A 22977-nucleotide genomic window follows, 5' to 3' on the forward strand; every position below is an offset into this window, starting at 1 on the left:
GGATGTCGCAGAGCGTCCCGCGCCCTCGCCGACCGGCTGCACCGAAGCGGCCACCGTCGGGCGACGCGGCACGCCCCGGCGCGCTGGCCCGGGCCACCCGGGCCACCCGGCGGGTCCGCAGTACCGCGGCGGCCGCCGGCGACATCGTCGGGGGCGCCGCCAAGGCCCTCGCCACCCCGACCGGAGCCCTCGGGGCAGCCGTCGAGGCGGCCTGGGTGACCACCCACCTGGCGCTCTACCCGTGGGGCCTCGTGGGGCGGCACGGAAGCGACAGCCAGCTCGGCTTCCGGGTCGAGCACCTGCCACCGATCCAGCGTGGTCTGGTGATCTCCGACGTCGAGGCCGCCGGCACGCCGATCCTGCTGGTGCACGGCATGGTCGACAACCGCTCGATCTTCACCCTGCTTCGCCTCGGCCTGCGCCGCCGCGGGTTCGGGCGCGTGACGAGCATGAACTACTCGCCGTTCACCGCTGACGTGCGCGTCGCGGCCGCCCAGCTCGCCGAGGAGGTCGAGGCGCTGGTGGCCGAGACCGGCTACGAGCGCATCCACGTCGTCGGCCACTCCATGGGCGGTCTGATCGCCCGCTACTACGTGACCAGGCTCGGCGGTGACGAGCGCGTGCACACGCTGGTCACGCTGGGCACACCCCACCAGGGGACGTACACCGCCTACGGGTGGCACAACCAGCTGACCCGGCAGCTGCGGCCCGGCAGCGGGCTGATGCGCGAGCTCGACCAGCCGGTGCCAGACTGCCGCACCCGGTTCGTCGTCTACTGGTCGGACCTCGACCAGATGGTCTTCCCGCAGCGCAACGCCGCCCTGACCCACCCCGACCTGCAGGCCCGCAACATCGACCTGCACGGCGTGGGGCACATGTCACTGCCCATCATCGGCAGCGTCGTGCACGGCATCTCGAGCACGCTGGCCCACCTCGACTCCGACGGGCACACCCTGACACCGGGGGTCACCGAGCTGCGGCGGCGCGGCTCGTGACCTCAGCCGTTCAGACATTTCGGCACAAAAGCCGCGGGAATGGCCGGATTGATTATGGATAACGAACTGATCACGCTACCCTCTGTGACTCCGCGTCCCCCCGCACCCAAGGTTTTCTTTCTGTGAGCAACGCTTCCTACCAGGGCCGTCACCGTGCCCCGGGTCGCCACCGCGCGCCTCGTAGGGGTGTCCGCATCGCCAAGAGCGGCTACCTCCTGCCGAGTGCGGCTGCCGCGGCGCTGGTCGTCACCGCCACCGGGGCCACCGTGGCCGAGTCGGCACCGGCCTACTTCGACCTCACCGGGGCGAACGCGAAGGCCAAGGCCAACGACGCCGCGATGGCCGAGTTCGACCGTGTGGAGGCGGCCCAGCAGCGCGAGGCGCAGGTGACCGCCGTGCAGGCCCGCGTGCTCGAGGCCAGCCGGATCGCCCGCAACGCCGAGCGCAAGGCAGTCGCCCGCAAGAAGGCCGCAGCGGCCGCGCTGAAGAAGGCCGAGGCCGCGCGCAAGGCCCGCGAGAAGTGGCTCCTGCCGATCAAGGGCGCGACCTTCACCTCCGGCTACGGCTGGCGCTGGGGCCGGATGCACGAGGGCAACGACTTCGGCACCCCCGTCGGCACCCGGCTCGGGTCGATGTCGACCGGCACCGTGATCTTCGCGGGCGTCGAGGGTGGCTACGGCAACAAGGTCGAGATCGAGTACTGGGACGGCACCGTCTCGGTCTACGGCCACATGAGCGTGATCAACGTCGTGGTCGGCCAGCAGCTGGCCCCCGGCGAGCTGGTCGGCCTCTCCGGCAACACCGGCCACTCCACCGGACCGCACCTGCACCTCGAGATCCACCCGGACGGCGGCGCGGCCATCGACCCCGCCCCGTGGCTGCACAACCACGGCCTCCAGTAGAAGTCGGTCAGAGCTTCTCGAGCGGGGCGTAGCGCAGCAGGAACCGCTTGACGCCGGTGTCGCCACCGAAGTCGACGTGGGCCTGCGTCTTGTCGCCCTCTCCCTCGGTCTTGACGACGGTGCCCATGCCGTAGCTGTCGTGGGTGACCTTGTCGCCGGGGTGCAGCGAGATCAGCGGCCGGTTGCCCGGCGAGCGGACCCCGGGACGGGCCGCGAGCGTCGCGACGGCCGGCAGGCCGGGTCGACGGGTGGTGGTCGCCGCCTCGGCGCGCTGCCACTCGACCAGCTCGGGCGGGATCTCGTCGAGGAACCGGCTGGCCGGGTTGTACTGGGGTGCCCCCCAGGCCGACCGGACCGCAGCGCGGGACAGGTGCAGCCGCTCTCGGGCCCGCGTGATGCCGACGTAGGCGAGCCGGCGCTCCTCCTCGAGCTCCTTGGGGTCGCCGAGGGCGCGCAGGTGCGGGAAGGTGCCGTCCTCCATGCCGGTGAGGAAGACGACCGGGAACTCCAGCCCCTTGGCGGTGTGCAGGGTCATCAGCGTGACCACCCCGAAGTCCTCGGCCTCCTCGGAGTCGGGGATCTCGTCGGCGTCGGCCACCAGTGACACCTGCTCGAGGAAGTCCTCGAGCGAGGCCACCTCACCGGTGGCGGCCCGGGTCTCGTCGAACTCCTGCGCCACGGCGACGAGCTCGGCGAGGTTCTCGATGCGGGTCTCGTCCTGGGGGTCGTGGCTGGCCCGCAGCTCGGCGAGGTAGCCGGACTTCTCGATCACGGCCTCGAGCAGCGCTCCCACGCCCTGCTCGTCGTCGGCGTGCACCTGGCCGAGCTGCTCGAGCAGCCCGGTGAAGCCCTTGATGGCGGCGACCGAGCGGGTGGCGATCCCAGGGGCGTCCTCGGGCCGGCCGAGCGCCGCGATGAACGGGATCCGCTCGCGCTCGGCGAGCGCCGCGACACAGGCCTCGGCGCGGTCGCCGATCCCGCGCTTGGGCACGTTGAGGATGCGCCGCAGGTTGACCGTGTCGGTGGGGTTGGAGATGACCCGCAGGTAGGCGAGCGCGTCCTTGACCTCGCGCCGCTCGTAGAACCGGGTGCCGCCGACCACCTTGTAGGGGAGCCCGACCCGGACGAAGACCTCCTCCAGCGCACGGGACTGGGCGTTGGTGCGGTAGAACACCGCGACGTCCTTGGGCTTCACCCCGGCGGAGTCACCGAGCTCGTCGATGGTCTTGGCGACGAAGGCCGCCTCGTCGTGCTCGTTGTCGCCGACGTAGCCGATGATCGCGGCGCCGTTGCCGCTGTCGGTCCACAGGTTCTTCTTGCGACGCTCGGGGTTCTTGGCGATGACCGAGTTGGCCGCCTGCAGGATGGTCTGGGTGGAGCGGTAGTTCTGCTCGAGCAGGATGGTCCGGGCCGTCGGGTAGTCCTCCTCGAACTCCACGATGTTGCGGATCGTCGCGCCCCGGAAGGCGTAGATCGACTGGTCGGCGTCGCCGACCACCACCAGCTCGGCCGGGTCGACGGCGGGGCCGTCGCCGACCGGCATACCGGGGCTGCCTGCGGCGCCACCCACGAGCTCACGGACGAGCTGGTACTGGGCGTGGTTGGTGTCCTGGTACTCGTCGACGAGGACGTGCCGGAACCGGCGGCGGTAGTGCTCGGCCACGTCGGGGAAGGCCTGCAGGATGTTGACCGTCGTCATGATGAGGTCGTCGAAGTCGAGCGCGTTGGCCTGGCGCAGGCGCCGCTGGTAGCCGGTGTAGGCCTCGGAGAGCATCCGCTCCTGGTGGGTGCCCTCACCCACCCGCGACGCGAAGGTCTCCTCGTCGACGAGCTCGTTCTTGAGGTTGGAGACCTGGTGGCTGAACGACCGGGGCGGGTAGCGCTTGGGGTCGAGGTCGAGGTCGCGCATGACCATCGCCATCAGGCGCTGGCTGTCGGCCGCGTCGTAGATCGAGAACGTCGACTTGAGCCCCACCTTGGCCGCCTCGCGGCGCAGGATGCGCACGCAGGCCGAGTGGAACGTCATCACCCACATCGCCTTGGCCCGTGGGCCCACCAGGGCCGCGACCCGCTCGCGCATCTCGGCGGCGGCCTTGTTGGTGAAGGTGATGGCCAGCACCTGCCCCGGCTGCACGCCGCGGGCGGCCAGGAGGTAGGCGATCCGGTTGGTCAGCACGCGGGTCTTGCCCGAGCCTGCGCCGGCGACGATGAGCAGCGGGCCGCCCTCGTGCAGGACCGCCTCACGCTGCTGCGGGTTGAGCCCCTCGAGCAGCGTCTCGGGGTCGGTATGGCGCGCGCCCCCCTCATCGGGGCCACGCCCCTCGGCAGCCGCCTGGGCCCAGGTCGGGACACCGCGGTCGTCGACTGCCGTCGCACGGGCTGCCGCTGCGGAAGGGCGGCGGTCGGGGGGCTGCGGGCCGTCGAGGCCCAGGTCGTCGAAGAGCGTGCTCATGTTGGTCCCAGCCTACGTGCCCCGGCCGACAGACCGGATATCCCGTGGCTGCCCCGTGGACGCCGCGTTAGCGTCGAGCCATGACCCGCCTCGTCGACCCGCACGTCCGCTACCAGGCGGGCTACCTGGCCGCCTCCGACGAGTTCGTCCGCACGGGCGAGCAGCGGGACGGCGACGGCGACCTGGCCCAGCCTGCCGAGCGTGGGTACGCGGGCTACACCTTCACCCGTGAGGGCCTCGCGGACCCCACGGAGTTCGCGAGGTTCGTGGCGCAACGCGTCGGCGCTCGCGACGAGGACGCCCCGCGCCGGTCCAACTGGACGGCCTGCCACTTCTTCTGGGTGGTCGACGACGACGACGAGTACGTCGGGTCGCTCGCCCTTCGCCACGAGCTGACCGAGTGGCTGCTGAGCGAGGGCGGGCACATCGGCTACAGCATCCGCCCGTCGGCCCGCCGCCGCGGCCATGCCCGCGACGCGTTGCGGCTCGCCCTCCCGGTGGCTCGCGAGGAGCTGGGCCTCGAGCAGGTCCTGCTGACCTGCAAGGAGGGCAACGAGGGCTCCCGCCGTGCCATCGAGGCCAACGGCGGTGTCTACGAGGACTCCCGCAACGGCACCCGGCGCTACTGGGTGCCCACGGGCTGACCGCCCTGGCACCCGCATCGGCTGCCGCCGATATCCCGTTGCGCCACCCCGTAGCGTTGGTGCCGTGGACGGCGAACAGCGGGCTCTGGTCCTCCTGCGGGAGCGGGAGTTCGCCGTGCTGTTCTCGGCCCGCACCCTGTCGATGCTGGCCATCGCGTTCGCACCCGTCGCCCTGGCGTTCGGGATCCTCGACCTGCCCGGCGCCACCGCGACGACGTTGTCCGTGGTGCTGGCCGCCGAGTCCGTGGCGATCGTGGTGTTCGTGCTGGCCGGCGGCGTCGTGGCCGACCGCTACCCGCGCCACCGGATCCTCCAGCTGGCCGAGTGGGTCAACGCTGCCGCCCACCTGGCCCTGGCCCTGATGGTGATGACGCGGCACGCGCCCACCGCGGGGCTCGCGGCTGCGGCCGCCGTCTCCGGCACGGCCACCGCCATGGTCTGGCCCGCCCTGACCGGCATCGTCCCCGACGTCGTCCCGGCGGCCGGTCTCCAGCAGGGCAACGCGCTGCTCGGCCTCGGGGGCAACATCGCCCGGGTGGCCGGCCTCGTCGCCGGTGGCGTGCTCGTCGTCGCCGTCGGTGCGGGCTGGTCCCTCGTGGTCGCAGCTGCCCTGTTCCTCGCGGGCGGTGCCCTGGTGTCACGGCTGCGGCCGCGCTGGTCGTCGGCCAGGGACAGCAGCGGTTCGGTCCTCGCGGACCTGCGCGAGGGGTGGGTCGAGTTCCGGTCGCGGCAGTGGCTGTGGGTGGTCGTCGTCCAGTTCTCCGTCCTGGTCATGGTCTGGCAGGCCGCCCACCTCGTGCTCGGGCCGGTCGTCGCCAAGCAGGAGCTCGGCGGGCCCGCGGCCTGGACGGCCGTCCTCACCGGCGAGTCGGTCGGGCTGATCGTCGGCGTCCTGATCGCGCTGCGCTGGCGGCCGCGGCGCCCCATCCTGGCCGTCACCCTGATCAGCTTCGGCGCGGCTCCGCCCTACCTGCTCCTCGGCGGGCACGCGCCGCTCTGGACCGTGGTGCTGGCCGCCTTCGTGCTGGGGCTGTGCTTCGACCTCTTCACCGTGCTGTGGCAGACCACCATCCAGCGCGAGGTGCCGGCCTCGGCCGTCTCCCGGGTCAGCTCGTACGACGAGCTGGGCTCGCTCCTGCTCGGGCCGATCGGCCTGCTGCTGGCGGGACCGGCCGCGGCCCGGTTCGGCGCGCACCCGGCTCTGGTCGTGTGCGGCCTGGTCATGGTGGCGACGACCCTCTTCGCGCTGTGCTTCCCCAGCGTCCGCAACCTCACCTCCAAGGGGCCGGCGGCCCCCACGGGGGCGGCGCGCGGTGTCCCGGGGCTGGTGCCGTGAGCAACGTCGACCCCCACCCCGTGACGGGTGAGCTCTTCGAGTCGCCGGTGCCGCCCGGCACCGGCTGGCCGGGCGATCCCGCGACCGCCGCCACACCGGTGGCCCGCACCGTCGCCCAGACCTCCGCCCTCGCCTGCACCGCCCCCGATGTGGCCGAGCTGGACGCCCGGATCTCGGTGTGCCGGGCCTGCCCGGGGCTGGTCGCGTGGCGCGAGACCGTTGCGACACAAGGGCGCCGAGCGTCGTTCGCCGACCAGCCCTACTGGGGCCGACCCGGTCCGGGGTTCGGTGACCCCGATGCCGAGGTCCTCGTCGTCGGGCTGGCGCCCGCCGCCAACGGCACGAACAGAACGGGCCGGATGTTCACCGGTGACCGGTCGGGCGACTGGTTGTATGCCGCGTTGCACCGTGCCGGGTACGCCAACCAGCCGCAGTCCGTGGCCGCCGGCGACGGGCTGGCGCTGACCGGGCTCCGGATCATCGCGACGGTTCGCTGCGCGCCGCCCGCGAACAAGCCGTCAACGGCCGAGAAGGCCACCTGCGCGCCCTGGCTCGACCGCGACCTCGAGCTCGCCGCACCCCGGCTGCGGTCCATGCTGGCGCTGGGCTCGATCGGCTGGGACGCCGCCGTCGGCAGTGCGCGACGGCTCGGCTGGGAGGTCCCGCGACCCAAGCCGCGCTTCGGCCACGGAGCGGAAGCCGTGCTCACGACCCCCGACGGGCGCCCGGTGCGGCTGGTCGGGAGCTACCACGTCAGCCAGCAGAACACCTTCACCGGCAAGCTCACCGAGGCGATGCTGGATGCGGCGATCGCGCGGCTCGGCGAGGACGCCTGACGATGGTGCTGCTCGCGATCCCGCACGTCAGGTTCCACCGCTCCTTCCTCGACGCCGCCGACGAGTTCCGCGCTGCCGGGCAGTGGCAGCACGACGGGATCCTGAGCCTGCCTGCCGACGGCGACTTCCCCGGCATCACGTTCACCCGTGAGGGACTCGAGGAGCCCGGCGAGTTCGCCCGACTGGTGGCCAACCGGGTGGGCGACGCCGACGACGACGCCCCACGACCCCCGGGGTGGGCAGCGACCACGCACTGGTGGATGGCCGACCCGGACCGGCCGGACGAGTTCGTCGGCGGGATCTCCTTGCGGCACAGCATCGACCACCCGATGCTCGCCAGCATCGGCGGCCACGTCGGCTACGGCGTCCGACCGGGAGCTCGGCGCCGGGGCTTTGCGAGCGACGCGTTGAGGCAGGTGGTCCCGCTGGCTGCCGCGCGCGGCATACCGAGGCTGTTGGTGACCTGCGACCTCGACAACGAGGCGTCCGCCCGGACCATCGAGGCCAACGGCGGCGAGCTCGAGGGCGAGCTGCGCGGCAAGCGCCGCTACTGGATCGCCACGGACGCGTAGCCGGCGCCGCCGCGAGGCGTCCGTCAGGGGTTCCGCGAATCTGACAACACCGGTGTCTTCACAGGTCAGAGGCCCTGTCGATGGGGTCGGTGCTGTCAGATCGCGGTTGCGGGGTGCCGGACACCGCGACCGCTCGTGACAGTGGGCACCGATCGGTCGCCGGACCGACTCCCCCACCCTGACCGGAGGACGCCCCATGCTTCGATCCCTGTTGTCGGTGACGGCAGCCACTGCCCTGGCCATCACGCTCGGTGCGGCCCCGCCCGGGGCCGGCTCCGCCCGAGCGGCCACCGCAGGAGGATCGGCAGCCACCCTCCCCACGGTCAACATGGAGGCGACGGTCAAGGCGGCCCAGATCGACCCGCGGCGCGCCGACGACACGGTGACCACCGGCGCCAAGGCGAGTGTGCTGGCCGTCGAGCAGGCGCTCCAGGCTCGGCACCTGCTCGACGCGAGCTGGGTCGACGGCTACTTCGGCACCAAGACGGTCGATGCCTACGCGGCCTACCAGCGGTCGCTCGGCTACACCGGGCTCGACGCGAACGGCCTGCCGGGCCGCACCTCCCTCACCACGCTCGGCCAGGGGCGGTTCACCGTCACCCACCCGATCAGCCCGGGAGCCCGGGTGGACTGGGACGGGCAGACCGTGAACGAGCGCACGCAGAGCATGTTGCGGGCGGCCGAGGGCATCCTCAACCGGTCGATCGTGCTCGACCAGGGCTCCTACAACCCCGGCGGTGACCCGACCTCGGCCGGCACCCACGACGGCGGCGGGGTCGTCGACATCTCCGTCGCGGGGATGACCACCGCGACCCGCACGAACGTCGTGCGGGCGCTGCGCCAGGTGGGCTTCGCCGCGTGGCTGCGAAACCCGAACCAGGGGGACTGGCCCTGGCACATCCACGCCGCGGCAATCAACGACACCGACCTGTCGAGCCAGGCCCAGCACCAGGTCGGCGACTACTACCTCGGACTCAACGGCCTGGCGAACCGTCAGCCCGACGACGGCCCGCGGATCACGATCCACACCTGGGAGGAGTACCAGCGCCTGCAGTGACAGCACCGCACCACCACCAACCCACCACGCAGAAGGAAGACACGATGAAGCGAAGCAAGTTCCTCGCCGCAGCCAGCCTGGCCGCGGCAGTCCTCACCTCGATGCTCGCGGTCGCGGCGCCGGCGCAGGCCGCATCCCGTGACGGCGTGTGCAACGACGGCGAGTTCTGTTACTACTACAACAGCGACGAGGCCGGTTCGATCTCCGACTTCACCGGCTCGATCGACGACTACGGCACCACCCAGCCGAGCTGCTACGACTTCAAGGGCGCAGGCAACGGCAAGGGCCTGTGCGTCAAGAACAACGCCGCCTCGGTCTGGAACCGCAGCTCCAAGACGGTGCGGGTCTACTTCAACAGCGGGTATGCCGGCACGTACCAGTCGATCGCGGCCGGCGCCAAGGCCAACCTCAACGCCACCCTCAAGAACAACAACGCCTCGCACAAGTTCGGCCCGTTCAGCTCGGCCAGCTGCTCGATCGCCGGCACCGGCGACCCCAAGACCTGCGCCGAGGCGGTCACCTGGGCCAAGAACCACGTGCACAGCGGTTACCAGGACGGCTACTACAACCTGTGTGACCACCTCGTGGGGCTGGCCTACGGCTTCGCGCACAGCGGCTCCACCACCGCGCTGGCCCACTGGAACGCGATCCCGAGCAGCTTCAAGCACGCCGGCTCGACCGACGTGCCCGCAGGCGGACTCGCCTTCTTCGGCGAGGGCTCAGGCCACGTGATGATCTCGATCGGCGGAGGGAAGTTCATCTCCAACGACATCCACGGCAACGGCTCCTACACCGAGACCACGATCGCGGAGATCAAGTCGTCCTGGGGCAAGCCCTACCTCGGCTGGGCCCAGCCCTGGTTCCAGGCCAACCACTGACCGGATGAGCCTCGACCGGCGGGTGGGTGGGCGCACGTGGCCACCCACCCGCCGGTCGCGCGACCCAGAGGAGACCACCATGTCGAGACGAACAACGGCGTTCGCCACCCTGCTGGCCACGATCACCCTTGCGGTGACCGGGCTGTCGCTGGCGGGGCCGGCATCGGCAGCCGACCGTGACGGCCAGTGCCAGAGCGGGGAGTTCTGCTACTACTACAACAGCAACGAGGCCGGCTCGGTGTCCGACTTCACCGACTCGCTGGATGACTACGGCGACACCCAACCGACCTGCTACGAGTTCAAGGGGGCCGGCAACGGACAGGGCGTGTGCGTCAAGAACAACGCCGCCTCGGTCTGGAACCGGACCGGCAAGACGGTCCGCATCTACTACAACAGCAACTTCGCCGGGGCCCACCAGGACGTGGCAGCCGGGACGAAGGCCAACCTCAACGCGACCCTGAAGAACAACAACGCCTCGCACCAGCTGCTCAGCACGACGACGGGCTGCCACACCGACGGCACCAACACGACGAAGCCCACGTCGATCCTCGTCTACCGCGTGCAGCTGGGACGGGTCGACCGGGTCGCCTTCAAGACGTACGTCGAGAACGTGCTGCCCAACGAGTGGATCTCCAGCTGGCCCGCCGAGTCCCTGAGTGCCGGCGCGATGGCGGTCAAGAGCTACGGCTGGTACTGGGCCCTGCACTCGACCCGCAAGACGTCGTGGGGTGCGTGCTACGACGTCCGGGACGACACCGGTGACCAGGTCTACCGACCGTCGTCCGCGCTCTCGTCGACCAGCGCCGCGGTCGACCGCACGTGGAGCACGAGGATGACGCGCAGCGGCAACATCCTCCAGGCCCACTACTGCTCGACCACGACGGCGTGCGGCGCGTGGGTGGACGGCAACTGGATGTCGCAGTACGGCTCGCGCGACCTGGCCGCCGGCGGCTCCGGCTACCAGGCGATCCTGCGGCACTACTACTCGGGAATCGTCCTCACGTCCTGAGCTGGCGGCCGCCCGTCCCGCCCCAGGGCGGGCGGCCGCGTCGTCCCCTGTGCAGCCCTGGCCTGCTCTCCGGGTGCCGATGTCCGATTTGAGGGGTAACCTCACCTTCGCTCGGATCACGACGACGCCGAGGAGGGGGCGTGGGGGACCGTACGACGACCATGAGGGCGCAGGCCATCGAGGGGTTTGCCGCCACGCTCGCAGACCTGCGCGACGCGGCGGGACGACCGTCGTTCAGGGTGATGGCCGGGCGCTCGAAGGCCATCTCGCACACCACCTTGCACGAAGCGGTGCACGGCAACCGGCTGCCGAGCTGGGCCACGACAGCAGAGTTCGTCAAGGCCTGTGGTGCCGACCCCGGGCTCTACCGCGAGCAGTGGGCCAGGGCCAGCTGCGCTGTCGCGGCCGTCACGCACGGGGCCGTGAAGCCGGCCGAGACGGCGGTCGACGGGCCCGAGCACGATTCGTCCGAAGCCGTGCCGACCACCTCCCGGCCCGAGCCCACCGCGCGCTGGTGGCGTCGAGATCGCCGGGTCCTGCTGGGAGCGGCTGCGACCGTGTTCGCGGTGGCCTCCGGCCTCGGCGTCACGTGGTCGGCCCACGGCCAGGCTGACCCGCCGGCACGACCTGCCCGAGGTCCGGTGGCCGCGGACTGCCCGGTGCACCAGCAGAACCCGCCCGCGGCCGCACCGACCCACCGAGGTGATCGCGCGACCTTCGTCTCGGACGTCACCCTGGGCGACTGCAGCCACGTGCCGGCGGGCCAGGTGGTGACGAAGGTGTGGCGCCTCAAGAACGCCGGCTCGGTCCCGTGGGTCGGCTACACGCTGCGCCGCATCGACCTGCCGCAGGGACGCGACCAGTGCCAGACCATCCCCGACGTCACGGTCTCCGACACGGCGCCGGGGGCGCAGGTCGACGTGGCCGTGGGTGTCACCCTGCCGAGCCGCCCGACGTTCTGCCTCGTGCGGTTCAAGCTCGTGGACGCCGCCGGCCAGGTGGCCTTCCCGGGGAGCCGGCCGGTCACCTTGCAGGTCATCGTGGACCCGCGCCGGAGCCCGGAGGCGCAGGTCGTGCGGTCCGGCTCCTGAGGGGTCACCCGCTGGGCAGCTCGACGCGGAAGCAGGTGCCGCCCTCGGCCACCGCCCGCTCGACCGTGATGGTGCCGCCGAGACCGTCCACGAGGGCTTTCACCAGGGCCAGCCCGAGACCGGTGCCGACGCGGCGGACGCCGCGGTAGCGCTGGTAGAGCTCGGACCGCTCGAACGCCACCGCCATGTCGTCGTCGGTCAGTCCCGGGCCGCCGTCGCGGACCTCCAGCACGGCACGCCCGTCCCGGGTGCGCAGCGCGAGCACCAGCGGGGCGCCGGCGTCGGTGACCCGCAGGGCGTTCTCCGCGAGACCGTCGACCACCTGCCGGAGCCGCACCGGATCGCTCCGGACGGACACCGGCCCCGACGGCCGCTCGACCGAGAACAGCACCCCTTCGCGGCGACACCGTTCGCCCCACACCTGTGCGGCCTGGTCGACGAACTCACGCAGGTCGAGCTCCACCTCGTCGAACCGGAAGTCGTCGGCGCCGAGCCTGGCGAGGTCGAGCAGGTCGGCGACGAGGCGTTCGAGCCGGGCCGACTCGGCCACGATCGTCCGTCCCGCGGCGGGCACGGCGTCCCCGGTGATCACCCCGTCCTGCAGGCCCTCGGCGAAGCCCTTGACCGCCCCGAGCGGCGTGCGCAGCTCGTGCGACACCGACAGCAGGAACTCGCGCTGCCGTCGCTCGCTGTGCTCCAGCGCCTCGGCGAGCGCGTTGACGGACTCCCCCGTCTCGGCAACCTCGGTCGGTCCGCCGGGCACGACGCGCACGGCCCGCTCGCCGGAGGCCATCCGGTGCGCCGCGGCAGCGGTGCTGCGCAGAGGTGCCGCGAGGCGTCGCGCGAACAGCACCGAGGCGAGCACCGCGAGGACCAGTCCGATCACCAGGGCGAGCAGCACCCGGTTGAGCAGGCGCAGGCTCTGGCCGGTGGCCAGGCTGGCCCGCTCGGCAAAGACGACCGTCGCGCCGGTCGACAGCGGTCGCACCTCGACCAGCACCTTCCGGCCGTCGATGCGCAGGGTGTGGGAGCCGCTCGCCGTCCGCTGCGCCTGCGGCAGCCGGGTGTATGCGGTGCGCGCCAGGGCGTCGCCCGCCAACCGACCTCCCGGCCCCTGCCAGGCCACCGGGGTGTCCTGCTGTCGGACCACCCGGAGGGCCGGCGTGATGTCGACGGGGCGACTCGCCTCGAGGACTGCCGTCACCAGATCAGCCTTGCTGCGCAACGCTTTTCGTGCTTCACCCTCGGCGGCGCCACGCACCAGCCCCACCGACACCAGGCCGGCGACGACGACCGCGATCGTGACGACCGCAGCCATCAGGGCGGCGGTGCGCCGCTCGAGCGTGCCCCGCCGGGCTGGACCTGTCACCCTCATGGCCGCTCGACGCTGTAGCCGACCCCACGCACGGTGCGGATCGGGCTGTCACCACCGAGCTTCGCACGCAGCTGGGCGATGTGGACGTCGACGGTGCGGGTGGGGTCGTCGGCCGGGTAGTCCCACACCGCGGTCAGCAGCTCGCCGCGGGTGTAGACCCGTCCGGGCCTGGCCATCAGGTGGGCGAGCAGGTCGAACTCCGTCGTCGTCAGGGGGATCGGGCGGTCGTGCAGGCGCCCTCGGCGGGTGTCGGTCTCGAGGACGAGCGGTCCCACCGTGAGGGTGCGCGGCTCCTGCCCAGCCGACTGCGCGGCTCGGTGCTGGCGCCGCAGCAGGGCGCGGACCCGCGAGGCAAGCTCGCGCGGCGAGTAGGGCTTGGTGACGTAGTCGTCGGCGCCGAGCTCGAGCCCGATGATCCGGTCGACCTCGTCGTCGCGGGCGGTCACGAAGATCACCGGGGTCCAGTCGTCTCCCGAGCGCATCCGGCGGCACACCTCGATGCCGTCCACACTGCCCGGCAGCCCGATGTCGAGCAGCACCAGGTCGTGGTCGCGACGCGCCACCGCGCTCAGCGCCGCGTCGGAGTCGGTCACCACGTCGACCCGGTGACCGTCGCGCTCCAGGTAGAGCCGGGCCAGCTCGGCGAGCGCCGGCTCGTCCTCGACGAGCAGCACGCGCGAGGTCACCCCCGGTGTCGTGGTCATGGCGCAACCGTCGCCGAACCGGGGGTGCCACGGCAAGCGGCCTCGCGGCATACCGGCTGATCGGTGCTCGGCCGTGGCCGAACCCGAACATTCCCCGAACACTGCGGACACGTCGCTCGGACATCGGGCGGGCATGGTCGGCGCATGGACATCCGAACCCTCCTCATCCGCTGCGCGGCGCTGCTCACCGTCGGGGCCGCCCTCATCCACGTCGGGGTCAGCGCCGACCACTTCCAGGAGTGGTGGGCTGCGGGCCTGTTCTTCCTCGTCTCCGCGGCCGCCCAGCTCGGGTGGGCCGTGTGGTGCTGGTCGCGACCTGTGTCGCGACGCGTGCTCCTGGCGGGGGCCGGGGGCTCGGTGGCGCTGGCCCTGGTCTGGGTGGTGTCGCGCTCCAGCGGCCTGCCGATCGGACCGGAGGCCGGCGTCGCCGAGCCGGTGGGCGTCGCCGACACCGTCTGCGTCGCGCTCGAGGTGCTCAGTGCCGCCCTCGCGGTGGTCGCCGCCACCGCGTGGGCTCCGTCGCGGCTCAGGTCGCCGTCGACCCCGCATCGCGCGGCGGCGATCACGGGTGCCGTCGCGGCCCTCACGCTCGTCGCCAGCGGCGCGGCCATCGCGGCGCCCGGTCACGGCCACGCCACCGACGAGGCCTCCGCGTCGACGACGCACAGCCACGGCGATGCCACGACCGACGAGGGCGATGACGCCGAAGGCGCCGTGCACGCGCACGACCACGGCGACATCCCGAACCTGCCCGACACCAGCCGGGCGACGCCCGAGCAGACCGCCGCCGCCAAGGACCTCCTCGCGAAGACGATCGCAGCGACGGCTGCCTACCGTGACCCGGCTGCCGCGACCAAGGCGGGGTTCGACGTGCAGGCCGCCTGGGACCGCAAGCAGAAGAAGCTCGCTGCCCTCGGCAAGGAGGCCCGCGACAAGGGTCAGGTGCACGTGCCCAAGAAGGCCAACCGCGCCGACGGCAGGATCCTGGACCCGAATGCCCCGGAGACGCTGATCTACCGTCGGTCCGCAGAGGGGAAGTTCACCCTCGTGGGGGTCATGTTCACGGCCGAGAAGAAGGCGCCGCCGACGAGCTACCAGCCGTACGTCCGCTGGCACACCCACGAGGCGTGCACCGGTGGTGGCGTGAAGAAGCTCAAGCCGGTCGACGGGAAGTGTGCTTCGGGGACGACCCTGCGCACCTCGGGCGCCATGACGCACCTGTGGTTCGTCGACCAGTCCCAGCTCGCCCAGGCGTATGCCGTGAAGCCCCCGGTGAAGGCGATGGTCGCCTACCAGAAGGCGCTCTCCTGACCGACCTCGCCTAGGGTCGGAGGCATGACCTCGACCACCGCCCGCGCCCTCGTCGTTCCCCGCAACGGTGACTCCTCGGTCCTGGAGGTCCAGGACGTGGAGGTGTCACCTCCGGGGGCCGGCGAGGTGCAGGTCGAGGTGGCGGCGGTGGGCGTCAACTTCATCGACGTCTACCAGCGACAGGGCGTCTATCCCCTCCCGACACCGTTCGTCTCGTGTTCGGAGGGCGCCGGCACCGTGACCGCCGTCGGGTCGGGGGTCACCGACGTGGCGGTCGGTGACCGGGTCGCCTGGGGCAGCGGGCTGGGTGCCGGCGCGACGGTCGTCAACCGCGCCGCCGACACCCTCGTCCCGGTGCCCGACGGGCTCGACCTCGATGTCGCCGCGGCGGCGATGCTCCAGGGCATGACGGCGCACTACCTCGTCAACTCCACGTATGCCGTGGGGCCCGGCACCACCGCCCTTGTCCACGCCGCGGCGGGCGGGGTCGGGCAGCTGCTCGTGCAGATGGTCAAGGCCAAGGGCGGACGCGTGGTGGCCACCGCGGGGTCCCCGGACAAGCTCGAGATCGCCCGGCGGCTGGGAGCCGACGCGGTGGTGAACTACCGCGAGTCGGACGACCTCGCGGCGCAGGTGCGGGACGCCAATGGCGGCAACGGAGTCGACGTCGCGTACGACGGCGTGGGCAAGGCGACCTTCGACGCGTCGCTGGCCTCGCTCCGGCCGCGCGGGCTGATGGTGCTCTTCGGTGGGGCGAGCGGACAGGTGCCGCCGTTCGACATCCAGCGGCTCAACGCGCTCGGGTCGCTCTTCCTCACCCGGCCCACCCTCGGCAGCTACACCGCGACGCGCGAGGAGCTGCTCGAACGCGGCACCTCGGTGCTGCGCGACCTCGCTGCCGGACGGCTCGCGCTCGAGGTGGGTGGCCGCTACCCCCTGGCTGACGCGGCCGCGGCATACGACGACCTCGAAGCCCGCCGCACCACCGGCAAGCTCCTCCTCGTCCCCTGACCGTCCGGCTCACCAGCTCGTCGACGGTGGTCGTCCCGAGCTCCTCGACGCCGCGACCCTCTCTCCGGGGGAGACTCTCGTGCTTGACCCTCCCGCCCCGCGAGCGCACAGGCTCGAGCACATGGAAAACAACCACAAGACCCAGTCCCTGCCCGCCACGATCCGCACCTTCCTGGACGCCCAGGAGGTCCGCGACCCCGAGGCCGCCCTCGCCCTCTTCGTCGAGGGCGCCGTCATCTCCGACGTCGGCGAGTCCTTCGCCGGCGGGGAGGGAATCCGCCGCTTCATCGTCGAGGCCGGCGCGGAGTTCACCTTGACCACCGAGATCACCGACGTCCGACAGGACGGACCCGTCTGGGTGGTCAGCGAGCACCTGGAGGGCGACTTCCCCGGCGGGAAGGCGGACCTCGACTACCGCTTCACGCTCGAAGGCGACCGCATCTCGCGGCTCGACATCGTCCTCGGCTGATCGCCCACGGAAGGATGGGCGACGAGCGACACGACCGGGCCTTCAGGGCCCGGTCGTCAGGTCACGAGTGGCCCGAGGAGCCGACCCGGAACACCGGCCACCCGATCTCGGTACGCCAGGCGGCCGGGTCAGGGGTGTCCCGCGGTCCCACCAGGTAGCGCTCGCGCACCGGACCGTCCACCGTCAGGGCGTTGCTCGCCACCCACGTGCCGAGCTGCCCGTAGGTGACCTCCACGCTGTCGTGCTCGCCCTCGTGGATCGTGACGACGAGCTCGACGGCCGGCAGGGTCACCGGGTGTACGCGCCCACGAGTGGGCGGCTCTGGAGTCGGCCGGTAGACCACCAGGCGCCCGCGGCCCCGCTCGAACAGCGCGTTGTCGTAGAGCCCGCCGGGCGGTCCGTGCTCCGGCGTGGGGCCGACCACCGCGTCGAGCTCGGCCATCGCGCCGGCATACCAGGCCGAGACGTCCGGCTCGTCGACGAGGTCCTCGACCGCCGCCACGGTCGTCGCGGGTTCCGCGCGCACCTCGACCTCCAGGGGCGCGGGTTCCGGGGCGAGCAGCCGCCGCAGCGAGACGACCGCGGCGCGCGTGCGCGCCAGCTCCGACTCGAGGCGGCCGACGTGCTCGGCCACGAGCGCGGCTCTTTGATCGGGGTCGGGCGAGCGGAGGATGCGCTGCACGTCGGTCAGCGGGACCTCGAGCTCGCGCAACCGGTGGATCACCTGGGCGACCGGGATCTGGTCGGTCGAGTAGTAGCGGTAGCCGCTGGAGGGGTCCACCACGTCCGGCTCGAGCAGCCCTGCTTCGTGGTAGCGGCGCAACGTGCGCACGCTGAGGTGGGTCATGCGCGAGAACTCGCCGATCGCCAACATGCCCGCAGTCTGCACTCTCCCCCTGGGGGAGACTCCAGTGCTCGACGGTGCACCCGCGGACCTGGCGTCGCTGGCCGGCTCTCGAAGCCCTGCGCTGACACCGGCGCAGGGCAGGATGGGGACATGGCTTCCGCGAGCCCCGCCCATGCCGCTGTGCCGTGGGTGCTGCACGTCGACATGGACCAGTTCATCGCCGCCGTCGAGATCCTGCGCCACCCCGAGCTGGCCGGGGTGCCGCTGGTGGTGGGTGGACGCGGCGACCCGACCGAGCGCGCGGTGGTGTCGACCGCGTCCTACGAGGCGCGCGAGTTCGGGGTCCGGTCCGGTATGCCGCTCAAGGTCGCCGTGCGCCGGTGCCCCGAGGCGGTGTTCCTCCCGGTCGACGCGCCCGCCTACGAAGCGGCCTCCGCGCGGGTCATGGAGACCCTGCGAGGTATGCCGGGTGCGGTCGTCGAGGTGCTCGGGTGGGACGAGGCGTTCGTGGGGGTGACGACGTCCGATCCGGTGGCCTACGCGCAGTCGATTCGGGCGGCGGTCCTCGAGGCGACCGACCTGCACTGCTCCGTCGGGGTCGGCGACACCAAGGTGCGGGCCAAGATCGCCACCGACTTCGGCAAGCCGCGCGGGGTCTACGTGCTCACCCGCGACAACTGGTTCGAGGTGATGGGCGACCGGCCGACGATCGCGTTGTGGGGAGTCGGGTCGAAGATCTCGCAGCGGCTGGCCTCGCACGGCTACCAGACGGTCCGCGACCTGGCGTCCGCCGACGAAGCCACGCTGGTGGCGGAGTTCGGCCCGTCGATGGGTCCGCACTACGGCCGGCTCGGGCGCGGGGTCAGCTCCGCGACGGTCGACGACACGCCATGGATCGCGCGGGCGCACGGCCGCGAGACGACCTACCAGACCAACCTCGTCGAGCCCGACGAGGTGGCCGAGGCGATCCGGTCGCTCGCGGGCCAGGTGGTGGAGGACCTCCGCCGTGAGGGGCGGGCCTGCCAGCGGGTCTTCCTCAAGGTGCGGTTCGCGCCGTTCTTCACCACCAACCGGGTGCGCAAGCTGGGTGAGCCGACCTTCGACCCCCAGGTGATCGCGACGACCGCGCTCGACCTGCTCACCGGGCTCGCCGACGACCGGCCGATCCGGCTGCTCGGGGTCCGGGCCGAGATGGTGCCACCCGAAGGCGGGTACGTGGACCCCCGCACCAGCGGTCGGGGTGGCCCGAGCGCGCGGTCGGCCGGCACCGGTGGCGGCACCGAGGACGTCACCCCGTAGGGCGGCGTCAGAGGAGGCGGCGGCCCATCGCCCAGGCGGTCAGCTCGTGCCGCGACGACAGCTGCAGCTTGCGCAGCACCGACGAGACGTGGGTCTCGACGGTCTTGACCGAGATGAACAGCTCCTTGGCGACCTCCTTGTACTGGTAGCCGCGGGCGATCAGTCGCATCACCTCGCGCTCCCGGGCCGAGAGCCGGTCGAGCTCCTCGTCGACCTGCGCGACCTCGCCCGCGGCCGCCCCGAACGCGTCGAGCACGAACCCGGCCAGTCGTGGCGAGAACACGGCGTCGCCGTCGGCCACCCGCTGGATCGCGCGGGTCAGGTCGGTGGCGCTGATCGTCTTGGTGACGTAGCCCCGGGCGCCGGCCCGGATCACGGCGATGACGTCCTCGGCCGCGTCGGAGACCGAGAGCGCCAGGAACCGGACCGGCTGGCCGTCCGCGGTCTCCAGGCCCTTGCAGCCGTGGATCACGTCGATGCCACCGTTGCCGTTGCCCCCCGGCAGGTGGACGTCGAGCAGGACGACCGGCGGCCTGACGTCGCGGATCACGGCGATCGCCGTGTCGACGTCGGGGGCCTCCCCCACGATCGACACCGCTCCCCCGAGCTCGGCCCGCACGCCCGACCGGAACATCCGGTGGTCATCGACGAGCACGACTTCGACGGGCTTCTTCTCAGGCGTGTTCACGGGTCTCCTCGGGGGCGGGCTGGGCGGGCGGGGCAGTCGCTGACGGGTCGGGGTCGGCCGCGGGCTGGGGCGGGCGCAGGTCGGGCGGCAGGCCGAGGCTGACCTCGGTGCCGTTCTCGAGCCGACGCACCCGGGCAGTGCCACCGTGCCGCTCCATCCGGCCGAGGATCGACTGCTTCACGCCCAGGCGGTCCTCGGGGATGTCGCCCAGCTCGAACCCGGGACCGTGGTCACGCACGAATGCCTCGACCCCCTGCGGGCCCACCTCGAGGTAGACCGACACCGGGGGCGCGCCGTGGCGCACCGCGTTGAGCAGCGACTCGCGCACCGCCCGGACCAGGGCCTGGCCCCCGTCGTCGAGCGGCCGGTCGCCGGTGGAGACCACCTCGATCGGGGTGCCGTGCAGGTCCTCCACCTCGTGCGCGGCCTCGACCACCGCGGTGGCGAGGGTGGCGTCGGAGTCGGCCGGACCGGCATACAGCCACGAGCGCAGCTCGCGCTCCTGGGCCCGGGCCAGCTGGGTGACGGCGCCGGGGTCGCCGGCCTTGCGCTGGATCAGGGCCAGGGTCTGCAGGACCGAGTCGTGCAGGTGCGCGGCGATGTCGGCGCGCTCCGTGGCGCGGGCCCGCTCGGCCTGCTCGTGCCGCAGGTCGGACCACAGGCGCAGCGCCCAGGGCGCCGCGATCAGTGCGACGCCCGCGAGCACCGCGAGCACCGCGGCACCGATGTCCCAGATCGCGGCGAGCGAGCGCCCGCGGGTGGCCATGATGACCAGCCCGGTGAGCGCCAGGATCCCGCCGAAGGCGAGCCTCGCGACACTGAAACGCCGGGTGCCGGTCTCGGACCCGAGCCAGCGACCACGCTGCGAGTCGTCGAGCTGGGACCACGCGAGCACGGCTCCGGCGGCGACCACGAGCAGCGGAACCAGGATGCCGAGGCGCGCGTTGAGCCCGGCATTCTGCGCCACGACGATGAGGCCGATGCCCAACAGCAGCCCACCCACGAGCAGCACCCGTGTCGCGTCGCGCTCGGCCGGTGCGGTCACCGGTTCGGGTGCACCACCAGCCGTGGCGAGGGCGTCCGCGTCCGCGGGGTCGACCGCGCGGCGACCCGCACCGACCACCCCGCCGCGCGACTGGGGCGTCAGCGCCCAGAGGAAGATGTAGGCGACCAGGCCGGCACCGGTCGGGATCGACAGCAGCACGAAGGCCAACCGGATCCAGCGGACCGGCCAACGCAGGTGGCGGGCGAGGCCGATGGCGACCCCCGCGATCACCTTGCCCTCGGCGGGGCGGGTGAGCTGCGGACGCGCGGCGCGGCGTTCTGCGGCCCTCGCCTCCGCTGGGGGGACGGGCCGCTCGTAGGGAGTCGGCATGCCCTCATCCTGACGCACGATCCGGGAGATGCCGAACGCATTCAGGGTGGTTCCGGCCCCCTTCAGGGTCGGTTCAGGGTCGACCCTCATGGCAGCAGTGCGGTCCCGACGACACCATGGATGACATGACGCAGAACCCTGGGCCGACCGCAGGCCCGACCAACCAGACCCGCCCCGGGAGCCAGCCGGGCCACACCAATGGGCTCGACCGCTTCTTCGGCTGGATCCGCTCCGTGGACCTGCGCCGGGACGGCGACGACAAGTGGCTCGCCGGCGTGTGCTCCGGCATCGCCCAGCGCCTCGGCGTCGACCCGATCGTGATCCGCGCGGTCCTGGTGCTGTTGGTCGTCCTCGGAGGTGTCGGCATCACCGTCTACCTCATCGCGTGGGCGTTCCTGCCCAACAACCGCGAGGAGATCATCGCCGAGAAGGCGCTGCGCGACGGTGACGTGCTCGGCATCATCCTGCTGGTCGTCATCGGCCTCTCGCTCGCGGGCGGCACCGGCCTCGCCGGTGACAACTGGGGCATCGGCTGGGTCTGGTGGGTGCTCGTCCCCGTGGGTCTGGTGGTGTGGCTCGTGACGCGCAACCGTGGTCACAAGCCCCCTGGCCAGCCCGCCTACGGCCCTCCCCCGGCGTCCTACACGCCACCGTCCGCGCCCTATGCCGCGCCCTATGCCGGGCCGTCCGCTTGGTCCGCCGCACCGGCGACGTATGCCGCCGCGCCCGGCACGCCCACAGCAGCCAGCTCGCCCACCGTGACGAGCCCCGTACCCGAGTCGACCGACTCCCCGACGCAGGAGACGCCCACCGTGTCCACCACCACCTACGCCCCCGGAGCCCCGGCTCCCGTGGCCACCCCGCCCGGCGGGGTCTACGGCCCGCCGCCCGCCCCGGTCGCCCCGCGACCGCGTCCCCCGAAGCCGCCACGGGCACCGCGCCGCCGCAGTGGCGGATTCGTGGCCACCCTGCTCGTGGGCGGTCTGGCCCTCGCCGCCTACGGCGCGACGCTCTCCCTCCACGACGCGAACAATTGGGCGGGCAGCGACGAGACGGTCGCCCTCGCAGCGGCCCTCGGGGTCCTCGGCCTCGGCACCCTCGTCCTCGGCCTCCTGGGCCGTCGCGCCGGGTTCACCGGGTTCCTGGCGGTCGTGCTGGCCCTGGTCACCTGGACCGCGTCGGTCGTGCCGGACGTGACGTTCGGTGGTGGCATCGGTGAGCGCACCTGGCGTCCGTCGGCCACCGACACGTCGGAGCGCTACCGGCTCAGCATCGGATCGGCCGAGCTCGACCTCGCCAGCACCCCCGACAACCCGGGCACTGCTCGTGAGATCGAGGCCCGGGTGGGCATCGGCGAGCTGCGGATCTACATCCCCGACAACCTCACCGTCGAGGTGCGCAGCTCGGTCGGCGCCGGCGACATCTCCCGGATGGGCTCCCCCGACCTCGGGCCGATCGCCCCTCCCGGGGTGGACGGCGACGGCGACCCGGTCCAGCTCGACGGCCATGACGGTCGCAACATCAGCACCGTCGAGACCTTCGGCACCGGCACACCGGATGTCGTGATCGACGCCCACGTCGGCCTCGGCCAGATCCTGATCGGCAAGGGGTGATCGCCATGACCAAGAACGACGCCCACGACGACCCGACCTTCGACACCTCGACCACCGACGACACCACCCAGCTGGAGCAGACCGTGCACACCGACCGGACCGAGCAGCTCGACACCACCGAGCGCACCGAGCAGCTCGACACCACGGAGGCCACCCGCGCCATCGCGGTCGACGAGCCCGCCACCCCCCGCGACCTGTTCGGCAACCCGGTCGTCGGCGACGAGCGCACCGAGCCCGTCGGCACGGCACACGGATCGCACGAGCACCCGGCCACGCCGCTCCCTGAGCGTCCCACGGGGCCGCACGCACCGGCGATCGTGCTGGGCCTGGTGTGCATGGTCGTGGCCGGCATCATTCTCGGGCAGGAGCTCGGCGACCTCAGCGTGGACTGGGGCGACGTCGGCCCGGTCGGGATCGTCGTGACCGGCGCCGTGCTGGTGCTCTTCGGGCTGGTCGGCCTGCTCTCCTCGCGTCGCGGCGCCAGGACCCCCTGACCTCACCCCGCCACTGACC

22 protein-coding genes are annotated in these 22977 nt (G+C 72.4%); 16 read left to right on the top strand and 6 right to left on the bottom strand.

Annotation, left to right across the window (positions count from 1 at the left end; all coding sequences use genetic code 11):
* The first annotated feature begins 2 nt into the window (after nt 1-2).
* Nucleotides 3-995, top strand: coding sequence for an alpha/beta fold hydrolase (locus BLQ34_RS10435; protein WP_091784983.1), 993 nt, complete (start codon nt 3-5; stop codon nt 993-995).
* A 122-nt stretch (nt 996-1117) separates the two neighbouring features.
* Nucleotides 1118-1897: a M23 family metallopeptidase gene (locus BLQ34_RS10440; RefSeq protein ID WP_091784986.1), complete on the top strand. Its 780-nt coding sequence runs from the start codon at nt 1118-1120 to the stop codon at nt 1895-1897.
* Nucleotides 1898-1904: 7 nt separating this feature from the next.
* Here the strand turns inward: BLQ34_RS10440 and pcrA are convergent, their stop codons facing one another.
* Nucleotides 1905-4349, bottom strand: coding sequence for a DNA helicase PcrA (gene pcrA, locus BLQ34_RS10445; protein ID WP_091784988.1), 2445 nt, complete (start codon nt 4347-4349; stop codon nt 1905-1907).
* Between the two features lie 80 nt (nt 4350-4429).
* On the opposite strand from pcrA, the gene BLQ34_RS10450 reads away from it, so the two are divergent.
* From BLQ34_RS10450 to BLQ34_RS10485, 8 genes are all read left to right on the top strand, one after another.
* On the top strand, nt 4430-4993 hold the full coding sequence (locus BLQ34_RS10450; RefSeq protein WP_091784990.1) for a GNAT family N-acetyltransferase: 564 nt from the start codon (nt 4430-4432) through the stop codon (nt 4991-4993).
* A gap of 64 nt (nt 4994-5057) precedes the next feature.
* Nucleotides 5058-6329: an MFS transporter gene (locus BLQ34_RS10455; RefSeq protein ID WP_091784993.1), complete on the top strand. Its 1272-nt coding sequence runs from the start codon at nt 5058-5060 to the stop codon at nt 6327-6329.
* Nucleotides 6326-7165, top strand: coding sequence for a uracil-DNA glycosylase (locus BLQ34_RS10460; RefSeq protein WP_091784995.1), 840 nt, complete (start codon nt 6326-6328; stop codon nt 7163-7165). The genes BLQ34_RS10455 and BLQ34_RS10460 overlap by 4 nt, the downstream gene beginning before the upstream one ends.
* A 2-nt stretch (nt 7166-7167) precedes the next feature.
* Nucleotides 7168-7737 (top strand): GNAT family N-acetyltransferase, encoded by a 570-nt coding sequence (locus BLQ34_RS10465; protein WP_091784998.1) that lies wholly within the window; start codon nt 7168-7170, stop codon nt 7735-7737.
* A gap of 196 nt (nt 7738-7933) precedes the next feature.
* The gene (locus tag BLQ34_RS10470; protein ID WP_091785001.1) at nt 7934-8794 is read left to right on the top strand and encodes a peptidoglycan-binding domain-containing protein; all 861 of its coding nucleotides are present in this window, start codon (nt 7934-7936) and stop codon (nt 8792-8794) included.
* A 44-nt stretch (nt 8795-8838) separates the two neighbouring features.
* Nucleotides 8839-9672, top strand: coding sequence for a peptidase inhibitor family I36 protein (locus BLQ34_RS10475; protein ID WP_091785003.1), 834 nt, complete (start codon nt 8839-8841; stop codon nt 9670-9672).
* A 79-nt stretch (nt 9673-9751) separates the two neighbouring features.
* The gene (locus BLQ34_RS19145; RefSeq protein WP_197674686.1) at nt 9752-10681 is read left to right on the top strand and encodes a peptidase inhibitor family I36 protein; all 930 of its coding nucleotides are present in this window, start codon (nt 9752-9754) and stop codon (nt 10679-10681) included.
* A 140-nt stretch (nt 10682-10821) separates the two neighbouring features.
* The gene (locus tag BLQ34_RS10485; protein ID WP_157692990.1) at nt 10822-11772 is read left to right on the top strand and encodes an NBR1-Ig-like domain-containing protein; all 951 of its coding nucleotides are present in this window, start codon (nt 10822-10824) and stop codon (nt 11770-11772) included.
* A gap of 4 nt (nt 11773-11776) precedes the next feature.
* Here the strand turns inward: BLQ34_RS10485 and BLQ34_RS10490 are convergent, their stop codons facing one another.
* A complete protein-coding gene (locus BLQ34_RS10490) occupies nt 11777-13147 on the bottom strand; it encodes a sensor histidine kinase (protein WP_197674687.1) in 1371 nt (456 codons plus the stop codon).
* Nucleotides 13144-13851 (bottom strand): response regulator transcription factor, encoded by a 708-nt coding sequence (locus BLQ34_RS10495; RefSeq protein ID WP_091785009.1) that lies wholly within the window; start codon nt 13849-13851, stop codon nt 13144-13146. Before BLQ34_RS10495 ends, BLQ34_RS10490 begins: the two co-directional genes overlap by 4 nt.
* 144 nt (nt 13852-13995) lie before the next feature.
* Between BLQ34_RS10495 and BLQ34_RS10500 the strand changes: the two genes are divergently transcribed.
* The 3 genes from BLQ34_RS10500 to BLQ34_RS10510 all read left to right on the top strand — a co-directional run bounded on the left by BLQ34_RS10500 (nt 13996) and on the right by BLQ34_RS10510 (nt 16642).
* Complete coding sequence (locus BLQ34_RS10500) at nt 13996-15162, top strand: hypothetical protein (protein ID WP_091785011.1); 1167 nt, start codon at nt 13996-13998, stop codon at nt 15160-15162.
* Nucleotides 15163-15186: 24 nt separating this feature from the next.
* Complete coding sequence (locus BLQ34_RS10505) at nt 15187-16173, top strand: quinone oxidoreductase family protein (protein WP_091785014.1); 987 nt, start codon at nt 15187-15189, stop codon at nt 16171-16173.
* Between the two features lie 121 nt (nt 16174-16294).
* A complete protein-coding gene (locus BLQ34_RS10510) occupies nt 16295-16642 on the top strand; it encodes a nuclear transport factor 2 family protein (protein WP_091785017.1) in 348 nt (115 codons plus the stop codon).
* Between the two features lie 61 nt (nt 16643-16703).
* On the opposite strand, the gene BLQ34_RS10515 is transcribed toward BLQ34_RS10510, so the two are convergent.
* The gene (locus BLQ34_RS10515) at nt 16704-17516 is read right to left on the bottom strand and encodes a MerR family transcriptional regulator (protein ID WP_091785019.1); all 813 of its coding nucleotides are present in this window, start codon (nt 17514-17516) and stop codon (nt 16704-16706) included.
* A gap of 123 nt (nt 17517-17639) precedes the next feature.
* Here BLQ34_RS10515 and BLQ34_RS10520 point away from each other — a divergent pair, with 123 nt between their 5' ends.
* Nucleotides 17640-18788, top strand: a complete 1149-nt coding sequence (locus tag BLQ34_RS10520; RefSeq protein ID WP_091785021.1) for a DNA polymerase IV — start codon at nt 17640-17642, stop codon at nt 18786-18788.
* 7 nt (nt 18789-18795) lie between these two features.
* On the opposite strand, the gene BLQ34_RS10525 is transcribed toward BLQ34_RS10520, so the two are convergent.
* Nucleotides 18796-19476 carry a LuxR C-terminal-related transcriptional regulator gene (locus tag BLQ34_RS10525; protein ID WP_269457284.1) on the bottom strand — a complete coding sequence of 227 codons (681 nt, stop codon included), beginning with the start codon at nt 19474-19476 and terminating at the stop codon, nt 18796-18798.
* Nucleotides 19463-20851 carry an ATP-binding protein gene (locus BLQ34_RS10530; protein WP_091789805.1) on the bottom strand — a complete coding sequence of 463 codons (1389 nt, stop codon included), beginning with the start codon at nt 20849-20851 and terminating at the stop codon, nt 19463-19465. The genes BLQ34_RS10525 and BLQ34_RS10530 overlap by 14 nt, the downstream gene beginning before the upstream one ends.
* Before the next feature lie 125 nt (nt 20852-20976).
* Here BLQ34_RS10530 and BLQ34_RS10535 point away from each other — a divergent pair, with 125 nt between their 5' ends.
* Both BLQ34_RS10535 and BLQ34_RS10540 read left to right on the top strand, forming a co-directional pair.
* A complete protein-coding gene (locus BLQ34_RS10535) occupies nt 20977-22464 on the top strand; it encodes a PspC domain-containing protein (RefSeq protein ID WP_172829389.1) in 1488 nt (495 codons plus the stop codon).
* Between the two features lie 5 nt (nt 22465-22469).
* Nucleotides 22470-22958, top strand: coding sequence for a hypothetical protein (locus BLQ34_RS10540; protein ID WP_157692991.1), 489 nt, complete (start codon nt 22470-22472; stop codon nt 22956-22958).
* The last annotated feature ends 19 nt before the right edge of the window (nt 22959-22977 follow it).

This window comes from Pedococcus dokdonensis (assembly GCF_900104525.1).
GTDB classification, from domain to species: Bacteria; Actinomycetota; Actinomycetes; order Actinomycetales; family Dermatophilaceae; genus Pedococcus; species Pedococcus dokdonensis.

Coding starts and splice junctions, on each gene's coding strand:
- BLQ34_RS10435 (WP_091784983.1), top strand. CDS start 3: ATGTCGCAGAGCGTCCCGCGCCCTCGCCGACCGGCTGCACCGAAGCGG.
- pcrA (WP_091784988.1), bottom strand. CDS start 4,349: ATGAGCACGCTCTTCGACGACCTGGGCCTCGACGGCCCGCAGCCCCCC.
- BLQ34_RS10450 (WP_091784990.1), top strand. CDS start 4,430: ATGACCCGCCTCGTCGACCCGCACGTCCGCTACCAGGCGGGCTACCTG.
- BLQ34_RS10465 (WP_091784998.1), top strand. CDS start 7,168: ATGGTGCTGCTCGCGATCCCGCACGTCAGGTTCCACCGCTCCTTCCTC.
- BLQ34_RS10470 (WP_091785001.1), top strand. CDS start 7,934: ATGCTTCGATCCCTGTTGTCGGTGACGGCAGCCACTGCCCTGGCCATC.
- BLQ34_RS10475 (WP_091785003.1), top strand. CDS start 8,839: ATGAAGCGAAGCAAGTTCCTCGCCGCAGCCAGCCTGGCCGCGGCAGTC.
- BLQ34_RS19145 (WP_197674686.1), top strand. CDS start 9,752: ATGTCGAGACGAACAACGGCGTTCGCCACCCTGCTGGCCACGATCACC.
- BLQ34_RS10490 (WP_197674687.1), bottom strand. CDS start 13,147: ATGAGGGTGACAGGTCCAGCCCGGCGGGGCACGCTCGAGCGGCGCACC.
- BLQ34_RS10495 (WP_091785009.1), bottom strand. CDS start 13,851: ATGACCACGACACCGGGGGTGACCTCGCGCGTGCTGCTCGTCGAGGAC.
- BLQ34_RS10500 (WP_091785011.1), top strand. CDS start 13,996: ATGGACATCCGAACCCTCCTCATCCGCTGCGCGGCGCTGCTCACCGTC.
- BLQ34_RS10505 (WP_091785014.1), top strand. CDS start 15,187: ATGACCTCGACCACCGCCCGCGCCCTCGTCGTTCCCCGCAACGGTGAC.
- BLQ34_RS10510 (WP_091785017.1), top strand. CDS start 16,295: ATGGAAAACAACCACAAGACCCAGTCCCTGCCCGCCACGATCCGCACC.
- BLQ34_RS10515 (WP_091785019.1), bottom strand. CDS start 17,516: ATGTTGGCGATCGGCGAGTTCTCGCGCATGACCCACCTCAGCGTGCGC.
- BLQ34_RS10520 (WP_091785021.1), top strand. CDS start 17,640: ATGGCTTCCGCGAGCCCCGCCCATGCCGCTGTGCCGTGGGTGCTGCAC.
- BLQ34_RS10530 (WP_091789805.1), bottom strand. CDS start 20,851: ATGCCGACTCCCTACGAGCGGCCCGTCCCCCCAGCGGAGGCGAGGGCC.
- BLQ34_RS10535 (WP_172829389.1), top strand. CDS start 20,977: ATGACGCAGAACCCTGGGCCGACCGCAGGCCCGACCAACCAGACCCGC.
- BLQ34_RS10540 (WP_157692991.1), top strand. CDS start 22,470: ATGACCAAGAACGACGCCCACGACGACCCGACCTTCGACACCTCGACC.